The following is a 24,579-nucleotide window of genomic DNA, read 5'->3' as shown; positions in this document are numbered from 1 at the left end:
CTCGATGCCGAGGTGCCCAGCGAGCTGGCGCCGCTGGTGGGGCAGATCAACCACCTGCTCAGCCACACCGAAGACAGCCTGCGCCGCTCGCGCAATGCCCTGGGCAACCTTGGCCATGCGCTGAAGACGCCGCTGGCGGTGCTGCTGAGCCTGGCTTCCAGCGAGCGCCTGAACGGCTTGCCGGAAGTGCGCGCGCAATTGCGCGAGCAGCTCGAGCAGATCCAGCAGCGCCTGGCGCGTGAGCTGAACCGCGCGCGCCTGGCCGGCGACGCCTTGCCGGGGGCGCAGTTCGACTGTGACGCTGAGTTGCCGGGGCTGCTCGCCACCTTGGGCATGATCCATGGCGAAGGGCTGCTGCTGGAGCGGGATGTGCCGCCGGGGCTGGTGCTGCCGTGGGACCGCGAGGATGTGCTGGAGCTGCTCGGCAACTTGCTGGACAACGCCTGCAAGTGGGCGGACAGCGAGGTGCGCCTGGGCATTGCGCCTGCTGGCAACGGTTACCAGGTGTGGGTCGACGATGATGGCCCGGGCATTCCTGAAGGCCAGCGGCTGCAGGTGCTGGAGCGTGGGTCGCGGTTGGATGAGCAGGTCGATGGGCATGGGTTGGGGTTGGGGATCGTGCGCGATATCGTCGATGCCTGGGGTGGGTCGCTGGCCTTGCTGGGGAGCCCTTTGGGCGGGTTGCGGGTGAGCATCGAATTGCCGCGCAAGGGGTGTTGATTGGTGTTGGCCCTATCGCCGGCTTGCCGGCGATAGGGCCATATCAGCACTGCAAAAAAATTGCAGTACAGGCGCATTTTTTTGAATTGGCCCAACCCCACCGCCACCCGGCACAATCCCCCCACGAAACCCTGCGGTTTCCATCTCTCCACGGACGGAGCCCCCTAGGGCCCAGGCCACCCCGGCTGGGCTTTCTTTTTAATCAAAGAAAACCGACACGATCCTCCAAATGCCTGCCTCGCGTCCCGAAAGTCGTCTGCAGCGGCTGTTGCCTGCGCCCCTCAACATCCCCCCCAAACAATGGCTGCGTGCCGCGATCGGCGCACTGCTCGGCCTGTTCCTGGCCGGCTGGCTGACCAGCCTTGCCTACGGCCCGAGCATCGCTTTGCACCTGCTCGGCCCGCTGGCCGCCTCGGCGGTGCTGGTGTTCGCCGTGCATTCCGGCCCACTGGCCCAGCCCTGGCCGGTGCTCGGCAGCTATGCCCTAGCGGCGGTGGTGGGCCTGGCCCTGCGCGAGGTCTTCGGCGCCGAGCTGTGGGTGGCTGCCGCGGCCCTGGGCCTTTCGCTGCTGGTGATGTGCCTATTGCGCTGCCTGCACCCGCCAGGTGGCGGCGTGGCGGTGAGTGCGGTGCTGGCCGACTCGGGGCTTACGGCCCTGGGCGACCACCTGCTCGAACCGGTGATGCTCAATGCGCTGATCCTGGTGGCGGTGGCGGTGCTCTACAACCGCCTGACCGGCGTGCGCTACCCCAAGGGCGCGGCGCCGCGCAAAGACCTGCACCACACCCACGACCCCTTGCCCAGCGAGCGGGTCGGCATCCGTGGCGCGGACCTGGACCAGGCCCTGGAAGAGCTCGGCGAATTCGTCGACGTCACCCGCGACGAACTCGAGCGCATCATCCTGGCCACCGAACAGCACGCCCTGCAGCGCAGCCTCGGCGGCATCACCGCCGCCTCGGTGATGTCGCGCGATGTGCAGTTCGCCAGCCCCGACACCACCCTGGAGCAGGCCTGGGCCATGCTCGCCAGCCATCACCTCAAGACCTTGCCGGTGCTTGAGCAGGGCAAGCTGGTGGGTATCGTCAGCCTCAGCGATCTGGTCGGCCCGGCCATGCAGCGGGGGCGCTTCAGCTGGCGCGGCCTGTTCGGCCGCAAGGCGGTGCGCATGGAGCAGGTGATGAGCCGGCGGGTGGTCAGCGTCGGCAGCGCGCACCCGCTGGAGCGCCTGTTGCCGCTGTTGTGCGAGCAGGGCCTGCATTGCCTGCCGGTGCTCGATGGCGACCAGCTGGTGGGGGTGATTACCCAGACCGACCTGATCGCCGGCCTCAAGCGCCAGTTGCTCAGCGCTGGCGGCGCTGTTTCAGATCACCGGGTCCCAGCGTTGTGACCAGTCGCTGGCGCCGGCCTCCACCAGCCGGCGCAGCACGGCAAAGGCCTGCTGCAGGGCTTGGCTGTCGCGCTCGCGCGGGTACACCAGGTAGGTGGGGTAAGTGAATTCCGGCGCCTGCGGTACCCGCTCGAACACCCCGTTATCCAGGTAGGCCTGCACCACGCGGGTACGGAAATAGCCACTGCCGCCCTGGTCGAGAATAAATTGCAGGGCCAGCGGCCCGAGGTTGAAGCTCAGCGCCGGCCGGGCGCAGTCGGGCAGGGCGGCGTCGTGCTGGCGGCGGAAGGCTTCGCCCCAGTCGATGTAGATGTACGGCTCGGGCCGATCGACCCGGCGCACGCGGATCAATTTCTCCTCCATCAGCTGCTCCACCTGCAGGCCCGGGCCGTAGGTCGGCTGGTACACCAGCGCGGCATCCAGCAGGCCCATCTCCACCTTGCGCAGCAACGACTCGCCGTCGCTCACCTCGCTGCGGATGGCATGGCTGGGCAGTTCGCGGTGCAGGGCGCTGACCCAGTCCAGCAGCATCGGGTTGCCCAGGCTCACCTCGGCACCCACGTGCAGCAGCTGCTGGCAGCCCTGGGGCAAGGGCAGGTCGCGGCGGGCCGCTTCCCAGGTCTGCACCAGTTGGTTGGCATAACTGACGAAGGCCTCGCCGTCGCTGGTCAAGCTGGCGCCACTGCGGCTGCGCACGAACAGCTGGCAACCCAGCTGCTGCTCCAGCCGCTGCACCCGGGCGGTGATGGCGGTCTGCGACACGAACAGGCGTTCGGCGGCGGCGACCAGGCTGCCGCAGCGCACGACTTCCAGAAAGGTACGGGCCTGATCGATGTCCATGCTGTGCTCGGTGAAAAAGAAGGTTGCCTATTCTAGAGCCTTTGCACCGTTGTGGGGCGGGCGCCGTTGCCGGCGCTGCAAATCTGCATATGGGTTGTGACTTTAGTCCCATGGCGGGCCCGGCGTGGCGGGCCATACTCAAGGTTCGCCCTTCAATAACAACAAGTACCGGGTTTTCGTCACCATGAGCTACCAGCACAGCTACGACCATTCCATCGCCGACCCAGCCAGCTTCTGGGCCGAACAGGCCGACCAACTGGCCTGGTACCGCAAACCTTCCCTGGCCCTGCAGGAAAACCCCGATGGCACCCATCGCTGGTTCGCCGACGGGCGCCTGAACAGCTGCTACCTGGCCCTCGACCACCAGATCGAGCAAGGCCGTGGCGAGCAGACGGCGCTGATCTACGACTCGCCCGTCACCGGCCTGCAGCAGTCGTTCACCTACCAGCAACTGCATGACCAGGTGGCGCGCCTGGCCGGCCTGCTGCGTGAGCTTGGGGTGGGCAAGGGCGATGGGGTGATCATCTACATGCCCATGGTGCCCCAGGCAGCCATGGCCATGCTGGCCTGCGCGCGGATCGGCGCGGTGCATTCGGTGGTGTTCGGCGGCTTTGCCGCCAACGAGCTGGCCCTGCGTATCGACGATGCGCGGCCGACGCTGCTGCTCACGGCGTCCTGTGGCCTGGAGTTCGAGCGGGTGATCGAGTACAAGCCGCTGGTCGACCGCGCCCTGCAACTGGCCCGCCACCAGCCCCGCCATGTGCTGGTGCTGCAGCGGCCCCAGGCCCGTGCCACGCTGCAGGCCGGGCGTGACCTGGACTGGGCTGAAGCGCTGGTGGATGCCCAGCCGGTCGCCCCTGTTGAGCTGGAGGCCGGTGACCCGCTGTACATCATGTACACCTCCGGCACCACCGGCAAACCCAAGGGCATCGTGCGCGAAAACGGCGGCAATGCGGTCGCCCTGCGTTACGCCATGCGCCACATCTATGGCATGCAGGCGGGCGATGTGTGGTGGGGCATTTCCGATGTCGGCTGGGTGGTGGGCCATTCGCTGATCGTCTACGGGCCGCTGATGAGTGGCTGCACCACGGTGTTCTATGAGGGCAAGCCGATTCGCACCCCGGATGCCTCGGCCTATTGGCGGGTGGTCGAGCAGTACCGGGTCAATGCCTTGTTCTGCGCGCCTACCGCGATGCGTGCGATCCGCAAGGAAGACCCGGACGGCGAGCTGATCCGCAGGCACGACCTGAGCTCGCTGCGCCAACTGTTCCTGGCTGGGGAGAAGCTCGACTCCAGCACCCATGAATGGCTGCAGCGGGTCAGCGGCAAGCCGGTGCACGACCACTGGTGGCAGACCGAGACCGGCTGGCCGGTCACCGCACCGTGCGTGGGCCTGGAAGGCAGTGCGGCGCGCCCGGGCTCGAGCAACCGCGCGGTGCCGGGCTACCACGTGCAGGTGCTGGACGACGACGGCCACCTGCTCGGCCCGAACCACCAGGGCGCCATCGTCATCGCGCTGCCGCTGCCGCCAGGCTGCAGCCAGACCCTGTGGGGCGATCACGAACGTTACCTGCAGGCGTATCTGCACACCTACCCGGGCTACTACCACACCGGCGATGGCGGCTACCTGGATGACGAGGGTTTCGTTTACATCATGGGGCGTACCGATGACGTGATTAACGTGTCCGGCCATCGCCTGTCCACCGGCGAGATGGAGGACCTGGTGGCGCGCCACCCGGCGGTGGCCGAGTGCGCGGTGATTGGCGTGCACGACGAGATCAAGGGGCAGGTGCCGCTGGCGCTGGTGGTGCTCAAGGATGGCGAGGGCATCGCCGAGGCGCAGTTGCTGGTGGAGCTGGTGGGCAGCGTGCGCGAGGAGATCGGGCCGCTGGCGTGTTTCAACCGGGTGCGCCTGGTCAAGCGCTTGCCCAAGACCCGGTCGGGGAAGATCCTGCGTGCAGTGCTGCGCAAGATTGCCGACGGGCAGGCCTATGTGCCGCCGTCGACGCTGGATGATCCGGCGGTGCTGGGGGAGATCGAGGGGGTGCTGGCGGATTTGCCCAGGGCAGGGTGAGGCTTTGGCTTCATCGCCGGCAAGCCGGCTCCTACATTGAGCCTGTGGTGCCCCCTGTGGGAGCCGGCTTGCCGGCGATGGGGCGCTAAGGCCCGACCCGATGCAACTGCCCCAGCCGGCTGCGGGTACGCATCAGGTCGGCCAGCGGCCCACCCAGGCTGTCCTCGAGCGGCCGCCGGCCGATCACCGTCACGTGCCGGTCCTGGTCATACAGCACATCCACCAGGTTGACGAAACGCTGCTGCGCCGCCAGCGTGCATTCGGACAGGTCATCCAGCCCCTCGATGATCCACTCCTCGTACTGCCCCGCCAGCACCAGGTAATCGATCACCGCCGTGGCCTTCTCGCACAAGTCGTCAAAGGCGAACAGCGCCCGCCGGCCATCCACGGCCAGGGCGCGCAAGGGGCGCTTGTTCACCTCGAGCATCACCGGCGGCCCAACCGGCACATTCAACGCCAGGCGCTGCGCTGCATCGCCAGGCCATACATAGTGCCCGCGGGTAAAACGCTGGTGCTCGCGGTTGGCCGGCAAGCTGCGAAAATCGGTATCGCCCGCCACCTCCAGCACCTGCATGCGGCCATTGATCAGGCGGATCACCGGCAGGAAGCGCTCGTGATACAGCGGGTTGGGCAGCAGCCCCTCGGGTGCGTAGTTGGAGGTCACCAGCAGCAACACGCCACGCTCGAACAGGGCATTGAACAGCCGCGTGAGCAGCATGGCATCGCCAATGTCATGCACGTGGAATTCATCGAAACACAGCACCTGGCAGTCGCCCAGCAGCTCGTCGAGGGTCGCCCCCAGCGCGTCATCCAGCAGCCGGTGGCGGTGCATGCCCTGGTGCAGGCGGGCAAAGAAGTCATGAAAGTGAAGGCGCTGCTTGGCTTCGACCGGCACGGCCTGGAAAAAGCCATCGAGCAGCCAGCTCTTGCCGCGGCCTACCGAACCGTACAGATAAAGGCTGCGTGGCTGGCCGTCCGGCAAGGCCGCCAGCTGCTCGGCCATGCACTGGATGACCCGGCGCTGGCCTTCGCTGAGTACGTAGCCGCGGCTGTGCGCCTTGTCTTCGAACCAGCCGAGCAGTTCGCCCTGGGCGTGCGGCGCACTGCGCAGGCGCTGGCCGAGTTGGCGCAATGGGGTAGGAATCCAGGCGGGCAAGACGCAGCTCCTCGGGCAATGGCGGGCAGGCCGCAGCTTGCCCGAGGCGGGCGGATTTGACCAATGGAAAAACGCCGCGGATTGATCGCCTGGCGCGATAGGTCAGGCCTTGCGCTCCAGTTGGCGCTCGATCATGTACTTGACGGTCAGGCGACGTTCCTTGAGCTGGCGCAGGTCGTCGTCCTGGAAGTTGCCTGCGGAGATGGATTCGGCAGCCAGCACCTGGTTGTCGATGTCCATGTATTCGTCGAGCAGGCGGTCGAGGGCCTGGTCCTGCTGGCGGCGTTGCTGGACGATCTCGCGAGGGTAGTGCAAGTCCTGGTACAGGTCGTGGGAAACAGGCATCGGGGGCTTCCTTGGTAATTGCAGTTCGCTTACCTGATTGGAAAGGTGGAATGCGATTGTGTTGGCGCAAGGCAGCGGAAAAACGACGGATGGTTGGCCGGGATGCCGAGAAATCGGCAGGCGAACACTAACTTGCTGTTTTAAAGCATTTTTTTTACGTCAGGGGGTTCACAGGTTAAAAGAATGTTGTTAAAGTGCCGCGCATTCCAAGACAACAACCCAGTTGTCACCTAGTTGGAAATGTCAGAGCAGCATCAGCTGCATCCGATACAGGGGCGTCGCCAAGCGGTAAGGCAGCAGGTTTTGATCCTGCCATGCGTTGGTTCGAATCCAGCCGCCCCTGCCATTTTTCTCAATACTTGTTTCTTACTCAGTGCAGATGACGTCGGCGCTGGGTTTTCGCGTTTCTGGCGTTTGGGCTGGCCTCATCGCCGGCAAGCCGGCTCCCACAGAGGTTGCACCGCTGCTTTGTGGGAGCCGGCTTGCCGGCGATGGGGGGCAGTGCAGCCTACCGGTTGACCCGCAGCAGCTCATCCAGCACCCGCGCCAGCTCCTCGGCCTGCACCGGTTTCTGCAGCACCAGGCTGCCCGGCAGGTCCAGCCCCTGCAACTCGGCATAGCCGGTAAGAAACACCACCGGCAAGCGCGGGTGCCGTTCGCGCGCGGCCACGGCCAGCTGCGCGCCGTTGAACTCGGGCATGGCGAAGTCGGTGAGCAACAGGTCGATGCCTTCATCGAGCAAGGCCAGCGCCTGTTCGCCGTTGTGGGCCTGGCGCACCTGGTAGCCATACTGGCGCAGCACATCGCCGAGCAGGTCGCGCACCAGGTGGTCGTCGTCCACCAGCAGCACCGTGCGGTCGCGGCCACTGTCGACATTGGCCTGGTCCAGCACCGGGGCAACCGGCTCGCAGGCCTCCTGGCCCTTCACCGCCGGCAGGTACACCGCCACCTGGGTGCCATGGCCTGGCTCGGTGTCGATGCGCACGCCGCCACCGGACTGCTTGGCGAAACCGAACACCTGGGCCAGGCCCAGGCCCGAGCCCTTGCCGATGTCCTTGGTGGTGAAGAACGGTTCGAACACCTTGGCCAGCACGTCCTCGCTCATGCCACAGCCGGTGTCGCGGATGCTCAGCATCACGTACTCGCCAGGCTCGGGGTCTTCCGGGCGCTGCGCGCGGGCCTTGATCCGTGTGTTGCGGGTCGACAGGGTGAGCTGGCCGCCCTCGGGCATGGCATCGCGGGCGTTGATCGCCAGGTTGAGGATGATCATTTCCGTCTGGGTCGGGTCGGTCAGCGCCTGCCACAGGCTGTGGTCCAGGTCCAGGCGCACGGAAATGTTGCCGCCCAGGGTGCGGCGCAGCAGCTCTTCAAGCCCGCCCAAGGTGCGGTTGAGGTTCAGCGGCACCGGTTCCAGGCGCTGGCGCCGGGAGAAGGCGAGCAGTTGCGAGGTCAGTTTGGCGCCGCGCTCGCCGGCTTCGCGGATATGGGTGAGGCGCGAGCGGGCCTTGGCCACATCGCCCTTGGCCAGGTCGCGTTCAAGGAAGCTGGAGCCGGTGAGGATCACCGTCAGCAGGTTGTTGAAGTCATGGGCCACGCCTGCAGTGAGCTGGCCTACCGCTTCCAGGCGCTGCATCTGCTGCAGGGCGGCCTCGATGCGCTCGCGCTCGGTAATCTGCTCGCGCAGGCGGTCGTTGGCCTCGGCCAGGCCCAGGGCGGTTTCCCGCTCGCTGGTGATGTCGCGGGCCACCACATAAAGCAAGGTGTCTTCCGGCACCACCACCCACGACAGCCAGCGCAGCTGGCCGCTGGCATGGCGGATGCGGCCGACGAAGCGGGCGCTGGTGCGGCCGTGGGCGAGCGCGGCCAGTTCGGCCAACAGCGATTCCTGGTCGGGTTCGGGCAGCAGCTGCAACAGCGAAGCCTGGCTCAGGCGCTCGCGCGAGAAGCCCAGGCTGGCTTCCCAGGCCGGGTTGAGGGCGACCGGGGTGAGGTCCTTGTTGAGCACCGCGAGCAAGTCCTGCGACAGCTCCCAGGCGCGGTCGCGCTCACGGGTGCGGCGCTCGACCCGCTCGCCGAGCATCTCGTTGAGCTGCTTGAGCGCCTGGGTCGCCAGGCGCTGGGTGTGGATGTCCTGCAGCACGCCGGAAAACCGCGTGCACTGGCCATCGACGAACTGGCACTGGCCGCTGCTGAGCAACCAGCGCGGCTCCAGGCCCCGCGGCTGGGCGATGCGAAACTCGACGCGGTACAGGCCGTCGCTGTCCGGGCGCATGGCCTGCTCGACGGCATTGCGCACCCGCGCCAGGTCGTCCGGGTAGATGCCGGCGTAGAACACCGCCAGGGTCATCTCGGTGTCCACCGGCAGGCCGAACAGGGTCTTGCAGCGGTCGTCCCAGATCAGCAGGTTTTCCTGCGGGCGCAGGTCCCAGGTGCCCATGCCGGCGGCATCGATGGCGATGCGCGCACGCGCCTCGACATCGGCCAGCGCCTCTTCGGCGCGCCGCCGCCGCTGGCGCTCCTGCACCTCGGTCAGGGCGCGGCGCACGGCCTTGGGCAGCAGCGGCAGGTTTTTCTTCAGCACGTAGTCGGTGGCACCCAGGCGGATCATCTCCACCGCGTGCTCTTCGCCGTAGATGCCGGAAAGGAAGATGAACGGCGTGTCCGGGGCCAGGCGCTGGGCGATGGCCAGTACATCGGTGCCGGACGAGCCTGGCAGCACGCAGTCGCAGAGGATCAGGTCGTAGCGGCTTTCGAGCAGGGCATGCTCGGCGGCCTGGTGGTCGAACACCAGCCGCGAGCGGATCTGCAACCCGCTGCGCTCCAGGCTCAGCAGGGTCAGTTCGGCGTCCATCGAACTGTCTTCGACCATCAATAGCTTCAGCGGCGTTGGCAGCATCTTCGCAATGGCCTCAGTTGCTGCCACGCCGGTTCAGGCGCAGGGATCCGGGTGGTGGTTCGTTGAGCACCGCCCAGAACACCCCGAGGTCGGAGATGGCGGCGACGAACTCCTTGAACTCCACGGGCTTGACCACGTAGGCATTGACGCCCAGTTCGTAGGCGCGCTCCAGGTCCGGCTCCTCGCGCGAGGAGGTCAGCATCACCGTGGGGATGCTGCGCAGCTCGGCGGTGGCGCGCACTTCCCTGAGCACTTCAAGGCCGTCGACCTTGGGCAGTTTCAGGTCCAGCAGGAGCACGGCGGGGTTGCCGTCGTCGCGGTCGGCATAGCTGTTGCGGCGCAGCAGGTAGTCGAGCGCTTCGGCACCGTCACGCAGGACGATGACTTCGTTGGCCAACTGGCTGCGCTCCAGGGCCAGGAGCGTGAGTTCCAGGTCCCGGGGGTTGTCTTCTACCAGCAGGATGGGCTTGAGCATGATGGTACGGGTGCCTCAGTTTGTTTCGGGATGACGGGGAAGGGTGAAATGGAAACACGCGCCCTGGCCGACCTGGCCTTCGGCCCAGACCCGGCCGTCGTGGCGCTCGATGATCCGGCGCACGCTGGCAAGGCCGATCCCGGTGCCTTCGAAGTCTTCCATGCGGTGCAGGCGCTGGAATACGCCGAACAGTTTGTTGGCGTAGGCCATGTCGAAGCCCACGCCATTATCGCGAATATAGACCTCGATTTCGCCCTTGTGCTCGCGCGCACCAATCTCGATGCGCGCCGGGGTGCGCTCGCGGGTGTACTTCAGGGCATTGGCGATCAGGTTGTGCAGGGCCAGGTTGATGAACGCCGGGTCGCCGTGCACCTTGGGCAGCGCCTCGATGGCCCAGACCACCTCGCGGCCTGCGTAGTCTGGCGCCAGGTCCTGGCGAATGGCGTCGACCAGGGCATTGAGGTCGACATCCGACAGGCGCAGGGCCGAGCGGCCCATCTGCGAGAAGTTCAGCAGGTTGTCCACCAGGCTGCCGGCGAAACGGGCGGCTTCCTCGATGTGCGCAAGGAAGCGCCGGCCGCGTTCGCTCATGCCCTGGCCTTCGATCTCGCTGAGCAGCTCGGTGTAGCCGGCAATGTGCCGCAGCGGCGCGCGCAGGTCGTGGGACACACTATAGGAAAACGCCTCCAGCTCCTTGTTCGAGTGGCGCAGCTCGTTGGTCAGCTGCGCCAGCTCCTCGGCCTTGCGCAAGACGATGCCGAGCACGGCGCTGCGCAGTTCCTGCACGCCTTCGATGATCAGCGGGTCCCACGCCTGGCAGTAGCCGCCGACCTGTTCCTGCCAGTGCTCGAAGCTGTGCCGCGGGTTGAGCGCGCCCTGCGGGCCGATTTGCTTGTCGGGCCGCCCGGCCCAGTGCACCGTGCGCACCTGCTCGGGGCGGAACCACAGCAGGTAGTGCGAGTGGATCTGCGAGATCGCCACCGCCAGCACGCCGCCGGCATGTGCGGCCAGTTCGGGCAGCTCGTCGATGTCGCGGCGCACGTTGTCGCTGTGGAACACCGTTTCACCGCCGCGCCGGGCCAGCCAGTCGACCAGCGCATTGACCTGGGCGGCGGGCGGCGTCAGGCCGAACAGGTCGCAGCGCTCGGCGGAGATCACCGCGGCGCCGCTGGCGCCGGCAAAGTCCAGCAGCACCTGGGGCAGGGCGCGCAGGCCGTCGCTGACACTGTCGTGGTCGGCCATGGCGGAAATCATCCGCACGATGTGCTGGCGCAGGTCGAGCAGCTGGCGGGTATTGGCGTGGGATTCGCGCGATTCGATCTGCAGCGACAGCACGCTGGCCAGCAGCTCGCAGGCGGTGCGGGTGCGCAGGTCGACCGCGCGCGGTTGCGCGTGGTGGCACGACACCAGGCCCCAGAGCTGGCCATCGACCACGATCGACAGCGACATCGAGGCCAGGGTACCCATGTTGCGCATGTACTGCAGGTGCACCGGCGACACGCTGCGCAAGGCGGCGAAGCTCATGTCCAGCGGCTTGCCGGTGCGCGGGTTGAGCGCAGGCAGCAGCGGCGAGGCCTGGTAGTTAGCGTCCTCGATCACCCGGATGCGGTTGACCCGGTACAGCTCGCGGGCCTGGCGCGGGATGTCGGAGGCCGGGAAGCACAGGCCCAGGTAGCACGGGTAGCCGTCGTCGGCGACCTCGGCCAGCACCTGGCCGTTGCCCTCGGCATCGAAGCGGTAGGCCTTGACCCGGCCAAAGCCGGTGATGCGCTTGAGTTGCTGCACGGTCTGTTGCAACAGCGCCTGCAGGTCGCCAGCGCCGTTCAGGTTGCCGACGAACTCGCGCACCAGCGGGTAGTAGTCGCCGTGGTCGGCGAGCTCGGCGGGCAGGCTCAGGGGTTCGAACTCGACGATCAGCACCTGGTCGTGGCGGTGGGCCAGCAGGCGCAGCTTGTCGCTGAACGGGGCGTCGGGGCGCAGGCGCACATCGCCCAGGTGAAAGGGGAATACCTGTTCGACGGGCAGGCGCTGCAACTGCGCGCGCAGGTCGAAGCTGGCGCTGACCACCTGGGCGAAGCTGCAGCCGATCAGCTCCTGCGCCGCCACGCCCAGCCAGCGCTCGGCGTTTTCGCTGGCCTGGAGGATGCGCAAGCCCGGTTCGTCCAGCACCAGCATGAAGCCCTGTGGCTGGATGCTGCCCGGTACCTGGATGGGTTCCTGGGCGCAGCGTTCCACGGCTTGGGCAAGTAGCTTGTCTGCGGTGCTCAATGAATACGCTCCTGTCATGTTCGTCCATGCCTGGCGCATGCGATTGATACTGGCCGGCGGCCCGAGCTGCACCGTACCAGAATGTGCGCCGCTCTGCCGGCCCATGGCCATTGGAGGCGCAGGAAGGGCAGGGGTTCGCTGCCGAACGGAAAAATGTTCGTTGCCGTTCATTCTTTATCGCTAGCACCAAAGAATGGCACCCAGCCAGTAAGGGTTTTTCCCGTGGCTGCTACGCTCAAATGCAGAAGAAAAGAGCAAGGAACACGCCGTGACGGAACGCTTTCTGGCCGCGCTGTTGGGCCTTTCGTTGAGTGGCCTGGCGGGGGCGACGGACTTTCTCGTGGAGGTGCGCGTACAGGTGCAGCGTGGCTGCATGCTGGTCGGCCAGCAGCGCGACGCCGGTGCGCAGGCCCTGGGGCAGATCGACCTGGGGCTGGCGGCGCGCCTGGATGGCCCTGACGCCCCGCTCAGCGGCGTGCTGCTCAACCGCCGCCCGCCGCGCCTGGAATGCAACCCCGACACGCCGTACCAGGTACGCATCGACGGTGGCCAGCACGGCGGCGTCGGCGAATTGCGCTTCCTGGCCAGCGACGATGCCAAGGCCCGGCCGATTCCCTATCGCCTCTACCGCGACCCGGCCTGGCGCGACCCGGTGGTGGTCGGCGAAGCCCACGCGGCGCGGGTGCCGGACAGCGGCACGGTCGAGCTGCCGCTTTATGCACGGATCGACAAACTGGCCTGGGTGCCCCGCGCCGGGCAGTACGCCGACCTGCTCAAAGTCACGGTCACCTGGTAGCGAGGCCGCCATGCACAAGGACGTCACGCCATGAACCGCACCTCACTGCTGTTGCTCAGCCTGGGCCCGCTGCTGTTGCCGGCCGGCACCGTGCATGGCACCACCACCGGCTTCATCCAGGCCCGCCTGGTGATCAGCGCCGCCTGCCAGATCAACAGCGGCGACCAGCCGCCGGCCACCCTGGGCAACCCCGGCTTGATGGATTTTGGTGACCGCGGCCCGAACTGGGACCGGCCATTGCGCAGCCGGGTCGACGAAGCCGGCGGCGAGGGCAGCCTGCAGATCAGCTGCACGCCCCAGGTCAGGGCCTTCAATGTGCGCATCAACGGCGGCATGAACGGCAGCGATGGCGTGCGGCGCCTGAGCAACGGGCGCGAAACCATCCCTTATCAGTTGGCTGTGGACCCCGGCGGCAACAGCCGCTACGGCATCGGCCAGGCCCGAGCCTTCACCATCAGCAGCAGCGAGCAGATTCCGATCCCGATCTACGGCGTAGTGGTGGCGCAACCGCGCGCGCTGCCTGCCGGGCTGTACCGCGACACCTTGAGAGTGACCCTGGACTGGTAACAACCGCAAGGAGACCCCGATGCGAACGAACCTGACCCATTGCATCCTCGCCGGCCTTGGCCTGGCCATGGCCGCCCACGCGCAAGCCGCCACGGTGACCGGCACCATCAGTTCCACCCTGACGCTGATCTCCGCCTGCCAGGTCAATGGCAGCGGCGGCACCTCGGGGCTGAACTTCGGTGCCCTCAACTTCGGCACCCAGGACGCCCTGTTCACCACCGCCAACGGCCAGGTGCTGGGCGGTGGCGGCGGGGCCATGAGCATCCTCTGCTCTGCTGGCACGGTGCCGGCGATCCGCGTGCGCGCGGGCACCCACGATGGCCAGTCGCCCGGTGGCACCCGGGCGCTTGCCGACGGTGCCGGCAACTTCGTGCCGTATGACTTCTACACCGACGCCGGGCACTCCCAACTGCTGGCCATCGACGGCACCATCACCCTGCCGACCAGTACCGGCGTGGCGCAGACCGTCAACCTGTACGGCCAGGCCCGCGGCAAGGCCGGCCTGCCGGCGGGGGTGTACACCGACACGGTGGCTGTCGAGCTGTCGTTCTGAGCCGCGGCCATGAACGCCTGGTTGGGTGGCTGCCTGACGGGGCTGGGCCTGGCGCTGGCGACGCCGCTGGACGCGGCGACCACCAGCAGCTTCCAGGTGAGCGCGCAGGTTGTCGCCGGCTGCCTGGTGGGCGGCGGCGTGACCAGCTATGGCGTGCTCGACTTCGGCACCCAGTCGGCGCTGGCCACCTCGGCCCTGAGCACGGCCCTGGGCGGCACCACGGTGACCTTCCAGTGCACCCCCGGGGTGAGCCTGAGCATGAGCCTGGACGGGGGCCAGAACAGCGCCAGCAACACGCGTTACCTCAAGCGCAGCGGCGGCACGCAAGTGCTGGCCTACCAGCTTTTTCGCGATGCGGCCTTCAGCCAGGCCCTGGGCATTGGCCAGAGCGTGGTGGTGAGCTACAGCGACCCGACGGCGATCAAGCTGCCGGTCTATGGCCGCACGCAACTGACCGGCACCCTGCCGGCCGGGACCTATACCGACGTAGTGCAAGTGACGGTGAGCTGGTGATGGCACCGCCACCCCAGACAAGCAACCAAGGAGAGCGGCATGCGGGCAGGCGCGAAGTGGGCGCAGGGGTTGATCGGGTTGTTGCTGTTGGCGAGCGTGCCCGCGGGGGCGGCCACCTCGGTGCTGATCTGGCCCATCGACCCGGTGCTGGAAGCTGACCAGAAGGCCGGTGCCTTGTGGCTGGAAAACCGCGGCAGTGCGCCGGCCAGCCTGCAGGTGCGGGTGTTCGCCTGGCGCCAGGGCGATTACCAGGAGCAGTTCCAGGCCCAGCGCGAGATCATCGGCAGCCCGCCGGTGGCCAACATCGCCCCCGGGCAGAAGCAGCTCATCCGCCTGACCCGCACCGGCAGCTCGCCCGCCGGCCAGGAGCAGGCCTACCGCATCATCATCGATGAAATCCCCTCGCCGCTGCCGGCCGATACCAATAGCCAGGGTGCCAGCGCGGCCATCCGCCTACAGATGCGCTACTCGGTGCCGCTGTTCGTGTATGGCGAGGGCCTGTGGGGCAAGCCGGACCCGGAGGGCAAGCGCAGCGCCAGTGGCGTGGGCAAGCCGCAGTTGAGCTGGCGCCCGGTGACGGTGCAGGGCAAGCCTTATGTCGAGTTGCGCAACACCGGCCCGGTGCACGCCCGCCTGACCGACGTGGTGGTGCAGCAGGGTGGCCAGGCCCGGCCATTGGCCGAAGGGCTGCTCGGCTATGTGCTGCCCGGCGCCAGCATGCGCTGGCCGGCGCCGGTGGCAGCGGCAGGGCTCAAGGGGAGGGTCAACGGCCAGGACGTGGCCGAAGCGATCCGCCAGGAGTGATGAGCCGGTTACCCAATGAGGGCCCAGGGAGGACCCAGCAATGGTCGGAATCCGTGCGTGAAATGGTGGTCTCGGGCCACCCGGTGTTGCCTTGGCCTGGCCCTGTTCGGCCCGGGCCTGGCGCTGGCCGACGACCTGCCGCCGCCGCCCACCGAGGCCGCTGCGGTGGCCGACGCCACGCTGTACCTGGACCTGCTGGTGAACCAGATGCCTAAGGCTGAACTGGTGCCCGTGCAACAACGGGCCGGGCGCCTGTACCTGGGCAGCGAGGTGCTGCGCGCCGCCGGGATCAAGCTGCCGGGCGACACCCAGGGTGAAGTCGCGCTCGATAGCGTGGCGGGCCTGCACAGCGACTACGACAGCCCCAACCAGCGCCTGCTGCTGCAGGTGCCCCCGGCCTGGCTGCCGGACCAGCAAGTGGGCGATCGCAACCTGTATCCGCCCAGCGAGGCACGCAGCAGCTTCGGGGCCTTGTTCAACTATGACCTGTACCTCAACGACACCGACGACGGCGGCACCTACCTGGCGGCCTGGAACGAGCTGCGGCTGTTCGACAGCTGGGGCACCTTCGCCAGCACCGGCCAGTGGCGCCAGTCGTTCAACGGCGCGCCGGGTGATGACAGCCGCCAGGGCTTCCTGCGTTACGACACCACCTGGCGTTTCACCGACGAACAGCGCCTGCTGACCTATGAAGCCGGCGACTTCGTCACCGGTGCCTTGCCCTGGACCAGTTCGGTGCGCGTCGGTGGCCTGCAGCTGTCGCGCGATTTTGCCGCGCGCCCGGACCTGGTCACCTACCCGCTGCCCGCGTTCGCCGGCGAAGCGGCGGTGCCGACCTCGCTGGACCTGTTCATCAACGGCTACAAGTCCAGCACCACCGAGCTGCAACCTGGGCCCTACACCCTGACCAACGTGCCGTTCATCAACGGCGCCGGCGAAGCGGTGGTGGTGACCACCGATGCCCTCGGCCGCCAGGTGTCCACCACCTTGCCGTTCTATGTCACCAGCAGCCTGCTGCAAAAGGGCCTGTCGGACTTCTCGGTGGCCGCCGGCAGCCTGCGCCGCGACTATGCGGTGGAGGACTTCAGCTACGGGCCCGGCGTCGCCTCGGCCAGCCTGCGCCATGGCATCAGCGATTTCTTCACCCTGGAAAGCCATCTCGAAAGCGCCGAATCGCTGTTGCTCGGCGGCCTGGGCGGCAACATGCGCCTGGGCAATTTCGGCGTGCTCAACGCGGCATTGGCGCAGAGCCAGTTCGACGGTGACAAGGGCCACCAGGTTGCCCTGGGCTACCAGTACAACAGCCAGCGCATCGGCTTCAGCTACCAGCGCCTGCAGCGCCATGGCGAGTATGCCGACCTCAGCCGTGTCGACACCCCCGAGATGCAGCTGAGCCAGCGCAGCGAGCAGGTCACCCTGAGCCTGAACCTCGACCAGTACGGCAGCCTCGGGGCCGGCTATTTCGACGTGCGCGCCGGTGACGGCACGCGCACCCGGCTGGTCAACCTGAGCTGGAGCAAGCCGCTGTGGGGCAACAGCAGCGTCTACCTGTCGGCCAACCGTGAGGTCGGCGACAGCCAGTGGGCGGTGCAGGCGCAACTGGTGATCCCGTTCGACTTCAACGGCACCCTGGCGGTGGGGCTGGAGCGCAGCAAGGATGGCGAAGACCTGCAGCGGGTCAACTACAGCCGCGCGGTGCCGGTGGGCACCGGCGTGGGCTACAACCTCGGCTATGCCACCGGCAGCCACCGCGCCGACTACCGCCAGGCCGACGTCACCTGGCGCCTGCAGTCGGTGCAGCTGCAGGCCGGGGTATACGGCAGCAGCGGCGAGATGACCCGTTGGGCCGATGCCAGCGGCTCGCTGGTGTGGATGGACGCCGGCGTGTTCGCCGCCAACCGCATCGACGATGCCTTCGTGGTGGTGAGTACCGACGGCTACGCCGATGTGCCGGTGCGTTACGAGAACCAGGAAATCGGCCGCACTGACAAGCGCGGGCATCTGCTGGTGCCCTACAGCAGCGGCTACTACCGCGGCAAGTACGAGATCGACCCGATGGACCTGCCGCCCGATGTGCTGGCCCCCGAGGTGGAGCAGCGCGTGGCCGTGCGCCGTGGCAGCGGTTACCTGCTGGAGTTCCCGCTCAAGCGCGTGCTGGCGGCCAGCATCGAACTGGTGGACGGCAGCCGCCAGCCGCTGAAGCTGGGCAGCAAGGTGACCCACCAGCAAAGCGGTAGCCAGGCCGTGGTGGGCTGGGATGGCCTGGTGTACCTGGAGAACCTGTCGGCGCATAACAGCCTGCTGGTCGCGATCGAAGGGGGCGGGCAGTGCCAGGTCGAGTTTGATTTGCCGCCGGGGCAGGGCTCGATTCCCTTGATCGGCCCGCTGGAGTGCCGATGAACAGGCTTGTGCGATCTGTGCTGGGCGGCCTTGTGCTGCTGTCGGCAGGTTCTGCCTGGGCGGCATGCTCGGTTGTGACGACCAGCCCGATCGCGTTGGGTACCGTCAACTCGACTGCAGTTCGCACCACCGTACAAAACGCTTCCACCACCAATGCGGGGTTGCAATGCACCGGCTCGCTGCTGAGCCTGCTCACGTCCTCCGACCATGTCTGGCTCACCATCAGCTCCAGCACGGGTGGCCTGGTGGGGCCGACGGGCGATGTCATCGGCTACACCCTGTACGCCGACAACAGCACCAACTACCCGATCGCCCGCAACGTGCAGTTCGACCTGGCGCGCAATGGCATCATCGACCTGCTCGGCCTACTGGGCAGCTCCACGCCCAAGACCGTGCCGCTGTATCTGCGCACCCAGGTCGGCAGCAATGTGGCGGCGGGCGTGTACCGGGAAGCGCTGACAGTCGCCTGGAGCTGGAATTACTGTTCGGGGATTGGCATCGGCAACGTCTGCCTGGGGCGTGATATCGGCTCCGGCAACCAGACCCTCAACGTCAGCCTGACGGTGAGCAACGACTGCCAGATCACCACGCCCAACATCAGTTTCGGCAGCGCGCCGGTGGTGGCCGGGTTCGGTACCGTGAACCAGAGCGTGAGCCTGTCGTGCACCAAGGGCAGTGCCTACACGGTGGGGCTGGATGATGGGCAGAATGTGTCGGGCGGGCGCCGCAGGATGAAGTCCAGTGCCAGCAATTACCTGGCCTACGACATCTTCAAGAGCGCCGGCACCACGCGCTGGGGCTCGGTGAGCACGGCGCGGCGGGCCAGCAGCGATGCCGATGTGAACCCGGGGTTGGGCACCGGCACCGGCAGCCAGGTGTTCAACTACAACGCCAAGGTCTATACCGACCAGGCCACGCCGCCGGCGGCGAGCTATACCGACACGGTGGTGCTGGATGTGCAGTTCTGAGCGCCTGTGAAGTACAGCTCTGTAAGAGCGGGCTTTTGTAGGAGCGGGCTTTTGTGGGAGCGGGCTTGTCCCGCGAAAGGGCCGGCCTGGGCAACACATGGCCAGGGCTTCGCCCTGGTTCGCGGGGCAAGCCCGCTCCCACAGGTCCCTGCCAACCAATCGTGCAGTCCTGTGGGAGCCGGCTTGCCGGCGATGGGGCCAGTAGCCTCAACGCAAATCGTCGACCATCTGCAAAAGGGTCTGCAGCACCGCCCCCGCCAACGCCTTCGACCGCTCCCCCGACCAGCCGGTAACCGGGTTGGGCGCATCGTCATGGTCCTTGAACGGCATCTCCAGGGTCAGCGACAGGCAGTCATGCGCCATGCCCACCGCGTTGCACGCCAGCGTCGTGTTGGCCTGCCCCGGCTCATCGCGGGTGTAGCCATGTTGGGTCTGGAAGTCCGCCGTAACGCTGCACAAGGTGCTGCGAAACTGCTCTTCCAGCTTGGCCAGGCGCGGCGTGTACCCCGGGTTGCCCTCGCAGGCGGCGGTGAACACATGGGGGATTTCCTCATCGCCATGCACATCGATGAACGCATCCACCCCGTACTGCTTCATCTGCGCCTGGGCGAAGAACACCTCCGGGGTCGCCTCGACACTGGCGTCCTGCCAGGCACGGTTGAGGTCCTTGCCCTTGAAGTTGGTGCGCAGGTGGCCGAGGAAGGCGCCATCGGGGTTCATGTTCGGGATCAGGTACAGGTCGGCTTTGGCCAGCAGCGCCTGCACCGTCGCATCATTACTTTGGAGCCGATCGATCACCCCCTCCATGAACCATTCGGCCATGTGCTCGCCGGGGTGCTGCTGGGCGATCAGCCACAGCTTGCGCTTGCCCGCCGCGCCGTTGCCGGCGCGCAGCAGCGGGATATCGCGGCCCTGCACGCTGCGCCCGTGGGCCAGCAGCTCGACGCCCGGAATCTGCTGCGCCCGCTCGATCAGCTGGTTGTGGCGCGCGCGGGGGTAAGGTTCGAAGTAGGCGAACCAGGCCTGCTCGTGCTCAGCCTTGAGCTCGAACGACAAGGCCTTGCCATCGAACTGGCTGGGTACGCGGAACCAGGTGTGCTGGTCGTAGGAAGCCACGGCGTTGTAGCCGGCCCAGGCGTTCTTGTAGGAAGACTCGCTGGCGTTGCCCAGGCTGAAGCGGTGGGCCTGGCCGGGAGTCAGGCCGCTGACCTTGAAGTGGAACCACTGGAAGTGGCCGCTGTGGGTGTCCGGGCGAATGGCCAGGTGCACGTTGGACGGGTTGCTGGCGTCCACGACCTGGATGTTGCCGGAGTCGAAGTCGCAGTCGATCTGCAGGGGGGACAGCGTCACGGTCATTGGCGGGCTCCTTGGGATTTGTTGTGGGGGTACTGTACACCGAGGTGATCGAGAATGGTTCATTCTGACCTGGCCGGGTTGACCCATTCTGCCCAAAAGTAACGGTATGTTACTTTAGGCGTTGATTGCACGGTTGAATGGAATATTTTGGCAGTACGTTTTGGTGGTTCATTTTCCACTCAATCAAATGCCTCAGTTCACTGCTGGAAATCATTACAGTCAGAATGATTCCTTAGACATAGTGTTTAAGTTGTCTGTCGCAGTTTCAGATGCGTCCGACAGCTATCAAGTTTCTCTCCAGGTATGCTCATGGCTTTCGGTGTTTGTCCGATCCGACCCATAGTCATGGAGTTCTAAGTATGGAAGATGAGAGGCAACCTGATGCTGAAGGTGTCATCAGTAAAAAAGGCGCAGTGATTACGTGTTATGCGCGAGCTACCCATTGCTATTTTAGGCCGGAAACGGAGGAGCTGGTTTTTATTGCGCCAGACTATGCGGGCAGCTTTGAAAATCACTGGCGCGACTTGTTGTATAGAATGAACGCGTTCCATCAAGCCTGCGGCGCGTACTTTAAGGCGGCAAGCGAATATTATGTCGAAGCGGTCAGGCCTAAGGGAATGCCGCCGCTTCTGGGTGATCGGCTGGGCGGTGCGATAAGAAGTGCCGAGGCCGCGCAAGCTCAAGCGCGCCAATCGCTCCTGGAAATACTGGGAGGCATAAGGTCAGCTGGTATGCGATACGATGATGTGGTCGAACTTATACCCTTGGACGGCGATACCAACTGCTCTCGGTTGGTGAAGTATGCCTATGTAAAGAAAGAATTTTTCCAGTCTAATAGTCTCAATATGTGCTCGATACCCTTGGGAAACAAGTCAGGCACTGGAGCTTTTCCAAGTATTTACAACAAGGACGAAGTGGGGGTGCTCGGTATTGATAAGTCACTCCTTGCGCAGCAGTTATCGTCCTTGAATTGGTTTGATTTGATCGGCAGAGCGATGAGGGTCATGCAGTTGGCCGGGTCTCATTACGACTCCGATGTATTGAGAACCGAAGCCATTTTGTTTGACTGGGCAGAAAAATGGAACGATAGCCTTCAAATGTCCGGGAAGGGTACCGAGCGTATGGATATCTCTGCTGCTGCGCAATTCATGCGTTTTACGGCCAATGCAGGAGCCCAGGGTAATTTCGACGTCGATCAAGGCACGGCAAGAATCAAGGGGGAAGGGGAAACTTCGCTGACGATAGCTTCTGGAAGGGTAGATGTGACGCTCTTCCTTCCCGATCGGCTTGGATGGTCGTTGTCGTTTTCCGACCTGCAGGGCCGGGCATACGATCTGGGCATGTTTCGCGTTGTGCTGAAGCCAGGTCTGTATGGGCATATCGGCGCTTCGGTGTTGATTGAAGGGCAGGGCCAGATCGTACTCAAGGATTACCAGCAACTACTGGCGGGGCTGCCGGATGGAAAAATGCCGTCTTTTTTTTCAAGGCGTGAGAAAGGTGCAGGGTTTATTAATGAAATGGGGGAGCAGGAGAAGGGCCTCGATCTATCGGGTGAGGTTCTGGTTGGCGCCTCTTTAGAGAGTAGATTGGAAGGCAGTTTGCAGTGGGTGAAGCCAGTTGGGCCGGCTACGCCTGAATCCTCTACTGGCCTCAAGAATGTGGCAGGTCAATATGTGAGCTTTTGTAAGATTACAAGCAGTATTGCTGGGCTGGTGGGTGTGGGGGCCGGAAAAAAGCTTAGCTGTACGTATGTTGATGGAAAATTTTGCTTTCATGTTGCTGCGAGTTTGTGCTGGGGGACTGGTGCAAAAGGGAGGCTCGTTGGTTATGTAGATGCTGATTCGATTGTTGAATTCGGAAATTGGTTAGTCACTCAGTTGTATTGGTTGAATTTTAAAAATTTCGCTGTGGTTACGCGCGTGGCTTTCAAAGCGTATTTGCTATTTTGCGTGAAGCGGTTGCTCGATCTCCCAAGTGCGACTGGGGATATATACAGAAGGATGGAGGGAGGATTTGATGCGGTTGTATTTGAGCTGGAAAGTCTTGTAAGCGGTATTGTTGACGATTATAGGGTGGGGGTGAAGGCGTCTCAAGTGAGGAATGAACTTGCCAGAAATGTTATTTCTCGTCCGCAAGAGTTGTTGATGCACACGCCGGAAGCCAAAGGGCTAATCCTCTATTTGCTTACCAGTCATAATAAATGGGATATATTCGATTCAGGGAATTTTGCTGGCAAAACCGGGGTTGATTTTTACGGCGATAGAAAAGAAGCTGTTATATGCGTTTTGAAAAGCGTGCAGACCCGCGATGAGTGGCATAAGGTTTTGGTTCGTATATCTCGGGATGGAGAGCGTATAGCTGAGGATGACAATGAGCGCATTGTTTCTGAGCGGCAACAACGTTTTCTGGTGGACTTCCTTCGGGTCGGATCAAATCGTGATGAGGACCTTTATCAAGCAAGACGCGATTTGCTCGCGATCAGAGCCCGGTTAAAGCTAAGGCCTGCTCGAGGTTATGCGCTGGCGATGAATCACTCAATTTACTATGCGCTTCATAGATTGGACAACCCTCTCTATACGCGTTGTTTTGCTTTGGGTGCTGATGGCGAGGGTGCTGTGTGATGAAGGCTATTATGATGATGTTAATTTTTGGTTGCTTCGGTGTGAGTCTATTTATTGCATGCCGGTCTACAGAAAAAAGCGACGTACCATCGTCAGGTCTTGCGACACATGAGTTGGATGAATTCGTGTCAAAAGCCCGGGGTAACCTGGTTTTTGTAGAGGGGGGCGAATTTTGGATGGGGGATTTCGGCGCACGATTTGGGTCCGAAGGGTTGCCTTATGATGCCAATCAAGATAGCAAGCCGTTACACAGGGTAAAGTTGACAAGTTTTTCTATTGAGAGATTCAAGGTTGATAACGAGTCGTACAGGTTTTATCTAAAATACAATGGGTTGACGTTAAGGTCGGATGTCGGAGCTTACAGGTTCTGGCGGGATTATAATTTTCTCTCCAATACCCCGGCACACGTCGACTGGTATGAGGCTGAACAATATTGTGCTTGGCTTGCTAAAGTTGCCAAACTTCCATATTCCCTGCCAACAGAGGCGCAGTGGGAGTATGCGGCCAGAAGTGGTGGGAAATTCCTGATGGTCTCAACCGATGATGGCACCTATAGGGCCGTTGAGGAGTTGGACGCACGGGGTGAGACCAGAGTAAGGGGTATAAATATTTCGAGTTCTGATGATCGTTCGGAATTTTCATATGTGCACGGCTTCAGTACGGGCATGATTACACCGTTGCCGGTAGATCATTATCCACCTAACCCCTTAGGGTTGTACTCTATGTCAGATGATGGGTACGAGTGGGTGAAGGACTGGTATGATCCGGATTACTACAATTACTCTCCTCTATTAGATCCTCAGGGCCCTGAGGCGCCTACCTACAAAGATAAACATACGAATAATCAGTATGCGAAAGTTTTACGGGGAAATGATCATGCTCAGCCTTTATGGGGGGGAGGCGTGAACGTTCAACGTAGATACAGCGATCCAGATGCAATGGTTACCATACTAGACGAAGCCGAGCCGTTTCTTCTGGATAAGACCGTACGTTGTGCTGTGAACAGCCCAGATCGCATTGAGTAGTGCGTCGCGCTGGCAGGGCTGAAATATCAAGAACTCCATCTAGGGCGTGTCTTGATTTTAGCCCTGAAATCTTTCACAGCAGCCGACCATCAATGTCAAACCCAGTAACCAAACAGCAACACCGCCGCTACGCCCAGGCCCACGGCCAGCGAGCAGCCACCCAACGATATCGCCGCGCGCCCTTGCCGGTACCAGCCGTCGTGCCCCAGCTCGCGCGCAGGGGCGAGCAGGCTGCGCCAGCGCAGTTCGGTGTCATGGAAGGCTTGCAGGTGCGCCGGCTCGGCATCGAGCCAGCGGCGAAAATCGATGCGTTCGCAGGAGGTCGCTTCGGGGCTTTGCAGGCGCACATACCATTGCGCAGCGGCGCTGGCCACCGCATCGCCGTGTGGGCGGGTGGTCTGCAAGGCTTGGTTCATGTGCCGCTCGATGCTCAGCAAGGGCAGGCCGAGGCGGGCGGCGATGCTGGCGAAGTCGAGATTGTCGAGGCGGTTGAGCAGGAACACTTGCTGCACGCGCCGGGGCAAGCGCTTGAGGCCATGCAGCAGTGCATCGTCGGCAGCCTGCTCGGCCGCGGGCGTGGGGTGCTCAAGGGGCAGCAGCAGACGGCTCATGGACAGCTCCTTGCTCAAGAGGGTAGGGATGGGGGCATCATCCGTGACGCGCCACCAGAGTAGGCGAAACGAGATTGATTCTCAAGTGCTGATTCCGCAAAGTTTTGTAATGAGCGTTCACGCTCTGACACACTTTTGCTATCATGGCGGCCATCAACGATCTTCATTAGCCTGAAGAGCCAAAAAAAAAGACCCGGCAAAAAG

The 24,579-nt window shown here is 64.2% G+C and carries 21 protein-coding genes and 1 tRNA gene; 13 read left to right on the top strand and 9 right to left on the bottom strand.

Translation table 11 applies throughout. The features are described 5' to 3' along the window. Together B3E94_RS23530 and B3E94_RS23525 are read left to right on the top strand one after the other, a co-directional pair. The coding region (locus B3E94_RS23530) for an ATP-binding protein (protein ID WP_286915431.1) at positions 1 to 720 on the top strand (720 nt) is incomplete at its 5' end. Between the two features lie 229 nt (positions 721 to 949). Further along, positions 950 to 2,107, top strand: a complete 1,158-nt coding sequence (locus B3E94_RS23525; protein WP_286915430.1) for an HPP family protein — start codon at positions 950 to 952, stop codon at positions 2,105 to 2,107. On the opposite strand, the gene B3E94_RS23520 is transcribed toward B3E94_RS23525, so the two are convergent. After that, a complete protein-coding gene (locus B3E94_RS23520) occupies positions 2,081 to 2,947 on the bottom strand; it encodes a LysR family transcriptional regulator (protein ID WP_236237724.1) in 867 nt (288 codons plus the stop codon). The genes B3E94_RS23525 and B3E94_RS23520 overlap by 27 nt on opposite strands. Before the next feature lie 184 nt (positions 2,948 to 3,131). Here B3E94_RS23520 and B3E94_RS23515 point away from each other — a divergent pair, with 184 nt between their 5' ends. Then, on the top strand, positions 3,132 to 5,021 hold the full coding sequence (locus tag B3E94_RS23515) for a propionyl-CoA synthetase (protein WP_286915429.1): 1,890 nt from the start codon (positions 3,132 to 3,134) through the stop codon (positions 5,019 to 5,021). Positions 5,022 to 5,106: 85 nt separating this feature from the next. Here the strand turns inward: B3E94_RS23515 and zapE are convergent, their stop codons facing one another. Next, entirely contained in the window at positions 5,107 to 6,177 is a 1,071-nt protein-coding gene (gene zapE / locus B3E94_RS23510) for a cell division protein ZapE (protein ID WP_286915428.1), read from the bottom strand. A 102-nt stretch (positions 6,178 to 6,279) separates the two neighbouring features. Continuing rightward, a complete protein-coding gene (locus B3E94_RS23505; RefSeq protein ID WP_176515619.1) occupies positions 6,280 to 6,522 on the bottom strand; it encodes a hypothetical protein in 243 nt (80 codons plus the stop codon). Positions 6,523 to 6,793: 271 nt separating this feature from the next. Here B3E94_RS23505 and B3E94_RS23500 point away from each other — a divergent pair. Beyond that, positions 6,794 to 6,868: transfer RNA gene (locus tag B3E94_RS23500), tRNA-Gln, on the top strand. Between the two features lie 162 nt (positions 6,869 to 7,030). On the opposite strand, the gene B3E94_RS23495 is transcribed toward B3E94_RS23500, so the two are convergent. From B3E94_RS23495 to B3E94_RS23485, 3 genes are read right to left on the bottom strand one after another with little or no spacing between them, the layout of a single operon-like run. Continuing rightward, complete coding sequence (locus B3E94_RS23495) at positions 7,031 to 9,418, bottom strand: response regulator (RefSeq protein ID WP_286915437.1); 2,388 nt, start codon at positions 9,416 to 9,418, stop codon at positions 7,031 to 7,033. Positions 9,419 to 9,431: 13 nt separating this feature from the next. After that, positions 9,432 to 9,893: a response regulator gene (locus tag B3E94_RS23490; protein WP_176515623.1), complete on the bottom strand. Its 462-nt coding sequence runs from the start codon at positions 9,891 to 9,893 to the stop codon at positions 9,432 to 9,434. A 15-nt stretch (positions 9,894 to 9,908) separates the two neighbouring features. Continuing rightward, positions 9,909 to 12,179, bottom strand: a complete 2,271-nt coding sequence (locus tag B3E94_RS23485; RefSeq protein ID WP_286915427.1) for an ATP-binding protein — start codon at positions 12,177 to 12,179, stop codon at positions 9,909 to 9,911. Between the two features lie 250 nt (positions 12,180 to 12,429). Between B3E94_RS23485 and B3E94_RS23480 the strand changes: the two genes are divergently transcribed. Genes B3E94_RS23480 through B3E94_RS23450 form a run of 7 tightly spaced genes read left to right on the top strand, consistent with a single transcriptional unit; the run spans position 12,430 to position 18,762 of the window. Continuing rightward, on the top strand, positions 12,430 to 12,957 hold the full coding sequence (locus B3E94_RS23480) for a Csu type fimbrial protein (RefSeq protein ID WP_176515627.1): 528 nt from the start codon (positions 12,430 to 12,432) through the stop codon (positions 12,955 to 12,957). A gap of 30 nt (positions 12,958 to 12,987) precedes the next feature. Further along, the gene (locus B3E94_RS23475; protein WP_176515629.1) at positions 12,988 to 13,524 is read left to right on the top strand and encodes a Csu type fimbrial protein; all 537 of its coding nucleotides are present in this window, start codon (positions 12,988 to 12,990) and stop codon (positions 13,522 to 13,524) included. Between the two features lie 19 nt (positions 13,525 to 13,543). Then, positions 13,544 to 14,077, top strand: coding sequence for a Csu type fimbrial protein (locus tag B3E94_RS23470; RefSeq protein ID WP_236235497.1), 534 nt, complete (start codon positions 13,544 to 13,546; stop codon positions 14,075 to 14,077). A 9-nt stretch (positions 14,078 to 14,086) separates the two neighbouring features. Beyond that, positions 14,087 to 14,590: a Csu type fimbrial protein gene (locus B3E94_RS23465; RefSeq protein ID WP_176515633.1), complete on the top strand. Its 504-nt coding sequence runs from the start codon at positions 14,087 to 14,089 to the stop codon at positions 14,588 to 14,590. Between the two features lie 39 nt (positions 14,591 to 14,629). Further along, a complete protein-coding gene (locus B3E94_RS23460; protein ID WP_236235496.1) occupies positions 14,630 to 15,394 on the top strand; it encodes a fimbrial biogenesis chaperone in 765 nt (254 codons plus the stop codon). 15 nt (positions 15,395 to 15,409) lie between these two features. Beyond that, positions 15,410 to 17,794 carry a fimbria/pilus outer membrane usher protein gene (locus B3E94_RS23455; RefSeq protein ID WP_286915423.1) on the top strand — a complete coding sequence of 795 codons (2,385 nt, stop codon included), beginning with the start codon at positions 15,410 to 15,412 and terminating at the stop codon, positions 17,792 to 17,794. Then, positions 17,791 to 18,762 carry a Csu type fimbrial protein gene (locus B3E94_RS23450; RefSeq protein WP_286915422.1) on the top strand — a complete coding sequence of 324 codons (972 nt, stop codon included), beginning with the start codon at positions 17,791 to 17,793 and terminating at the stop codon, positions 18,760 to 18,762. The genes B3E94_RS23455 and B3E94_RS23450 overlap by 4 nt, the downstream gene beginning before the upstream one ends. 207 nt (positions 18,763 to 18,969) lie before the next feature. Here the strand turns inward: B3E94_RS23450 and B3E94_RS23445 are convergent, their stop codons facing one another. Further along, positions 18,970 to 20,118, bottom strand: coding sequence for a M14 family metallopeptidase (locus tag B3E94_RS23445; RefSeq protein ID WP_286915420.1), 1,149 nt, complete (start codon positions 20,116 to 20,118; stop codon positions 18,970 to 18,972). A 359-nt stretch (positions 20,119 to 20,477) separates the two neighbouring features. Here B3E94_RS23445 and B3E94_RS23440 point away from each other — a divergent pair, with 359 nt between their 5' ends. Both B3E94_RS23440 and B3E94_RS23435 read left to right on the top strand, forming a co-directional pair. Then, positions 20,478 to 22,739 (top strand): hypothetical protein, encoded by a 2,262-nt coding sequence (locus tag B3E94_RS23440; RefSeq protein WP_286915419.1) that lies wholly within the window; start codon positions 20,478 to 20,480, stop codon positions 22,737 to 22,739. Next, on the top strand, positions 22,739 to 23,764 hold the full coding sequence (locus B3E94_RS23435; RefSeq protein ID WP_286915418.1) for a formylglycine-generating enzyme family protein: 1,026 nt from the start codon (positions 22,739 to 22,741) through the stop codon (positions 23,762 to 23,764). The genes B3E94_RS23440 and B3E94_RS23435 overlap by 1 nt, the downstream gene beginning before the upstream one ends. 95 nt (positions 23,765 to 23,859) lie before the next feature. On the opposite strand, the gene B3E94_RS23430 is transcribed toward B3E94_RS23435, so the two are convergent. Together B3E94_RS23430 and B3E94_RS23425 are read right to left on the bottom strand one after the other, a co-directional pair. Beyond that, positions 23,860 to 24,375, bottom strand: coding sequence for a DUF4880 domain-containing protein (locus tag B3E94_RS23430; RefSeq protein ID WP_286915417.1), 516 nt, complete (start codon positions 24,373 to 24,375; stop codon positions 23,860 to 23,862). 14 nt (positions 24,376 to 24,389) lie between these two features. Further along, positions 24,390 to 24,579, bottom strand: a 190-nt coding sequence (locus B3E94_RS23425) for a hypothetical protein (protein ID WP_286915416.1), incomplete at its 5' end; no start/stop codon positions are given.

The organism is Pseudomonas sp. UBA6315 (assembly GCF_002438125.1).
GTDB classification, from domain to species: Bacteria; Pseudomonadota; Gammaproteobacteria; order Pseudomonadales; family Pseudomonadaceae; genus Aquipseudomonas; species Aquipseudomonas faucium.
This window is presented reverse-complemented; position numbering and strand designations above follow the sequence as displayed.

Excerpts from the sequence above, each read along its gene's own strand:
- B3E94_RS23525 (WP_286915430.1), top strand. The coding sequence starts at position 950 with ATGCCTGCCTCGCGTCCCGAAAGTCGTCTGCAGCGGCTGTTGCCTGCG.
- B3E94_RS23520 (WP_236237724.1), bottom strand. The coding sequence starts at position 2,947 with ATGGACATCGATCAGGCCCGTACCTTTCTGGAAGTCGTGCGCTGCGGC.
- B3E94_RS23515 (WP_286915429.1), top strand. The coding sequence starts at position 3,132 with ATGAGCTACCAGCACAGCTACGACCATTCCATCGCCGACCCAGCCAGC.
- B3E94_RS23505 (WP_176515619.1), bottom strand. The coding sequence starts at position 6,522 with ATGCCTGTTTCCCACGACCTGTACCAGGACTTGCACTACCCTCGCGAG.
- B3E94_RS23495 (WP_286915437.1), bottom strand. The coding sequence starts at position 9,418 with ATGCTGCCAACGCCGCTGAAGCTATTGATGGTCGAAGACAGTTCGATG.
- B3E94_RS23490 (WP_176515623.1), bottom strand. The coding sequence starts at position 9,893 with ATGCTCAAGCCCATCCTGCTGGTAGAAGACAACCCCCGGGACCTGGAA.
- B3E94_RS23485 (WP_286915427.1), bottom strand. The coding sequence starts at position 12,179 with ATGACAGGAGCGTATTCATTGAGCACCGCAGACAAGCTACTTGCCCAA.
- B3E94_RS23475 (WP_176515629.1), top strand. The coding sequence starts at position 12,988 with ATGAACCGCACCTCACTGCTGTTGCTCAGCCTGGGCCCGCTGCTGTTG.
- B3E94_RS23470 (WP_236235497.1), top strand. The coding sequence starts at position 13,544 with ATGCGAACGAACCTGACCCATTGCATCCTCGCCGGCCTTGGCCTGGCC.
- B3E94_RS23465 (WP_176515633.1), top strand. The coding sequence starts at position 14,087 with ATGAACGCCTGGTTGGGTGGCTGCCTGACGGGGCTGGGCCTGGCGCTG.
- B3E94_RS23460 (WP_236235496.1), top strand. The coding sequence starts at position 14,630 with ATGCGGGCAGGCGCGAAGTGGGCGCAGGGGTTGATCGGGTTGTTGCTG.
- B3E94_RS23455 (WP_286915423.1), top strand. The coding sequence starts at position 15,410 with ATGAGGGCCCAGGGAGGACCCAGCAATGGTCGGAATCCGTGCGTGAAA.
- B3E94_RS23450 (WP_286915422.1), top strand. The coding sequence starts at position 17,791 with ATGAACAGGCTTGTGCGATCTGTGCTGGGCGGCCTTGTGCTGCTGTCG.
- B3E94_RS23445 (WP_286915420.1), bottom strand. The coding sequence starts at position 20,118 with ATGACCGTGACGCTGTCCCCCCTGCAGATCGACTGCGACTTCGACTCC.
- B3E94_RS23440 (WP_286915419.1), top strand. The coding sequence starts at position 20,478 with ATGGAAGATGAGAGGCAACCTGATGCTGAAGGTGTCATCAGTAAAAAA.
- B3E94_RS23435 (WP_286915418.1), top strand. The coding sequence starts at position 22,739 with ATGAAGGCTATTATGATGATGTTAATTTTTGGTTGCTTCGGTGTGAGT.
- B3E94_RS23430 (WP_286915417.1), bottom strand. The coding sequence starts at position 24,375 with ATGAGCCGTCTGCTGCTGCCCCTTGAGCACCCCACGCCCGCGGCCGAG.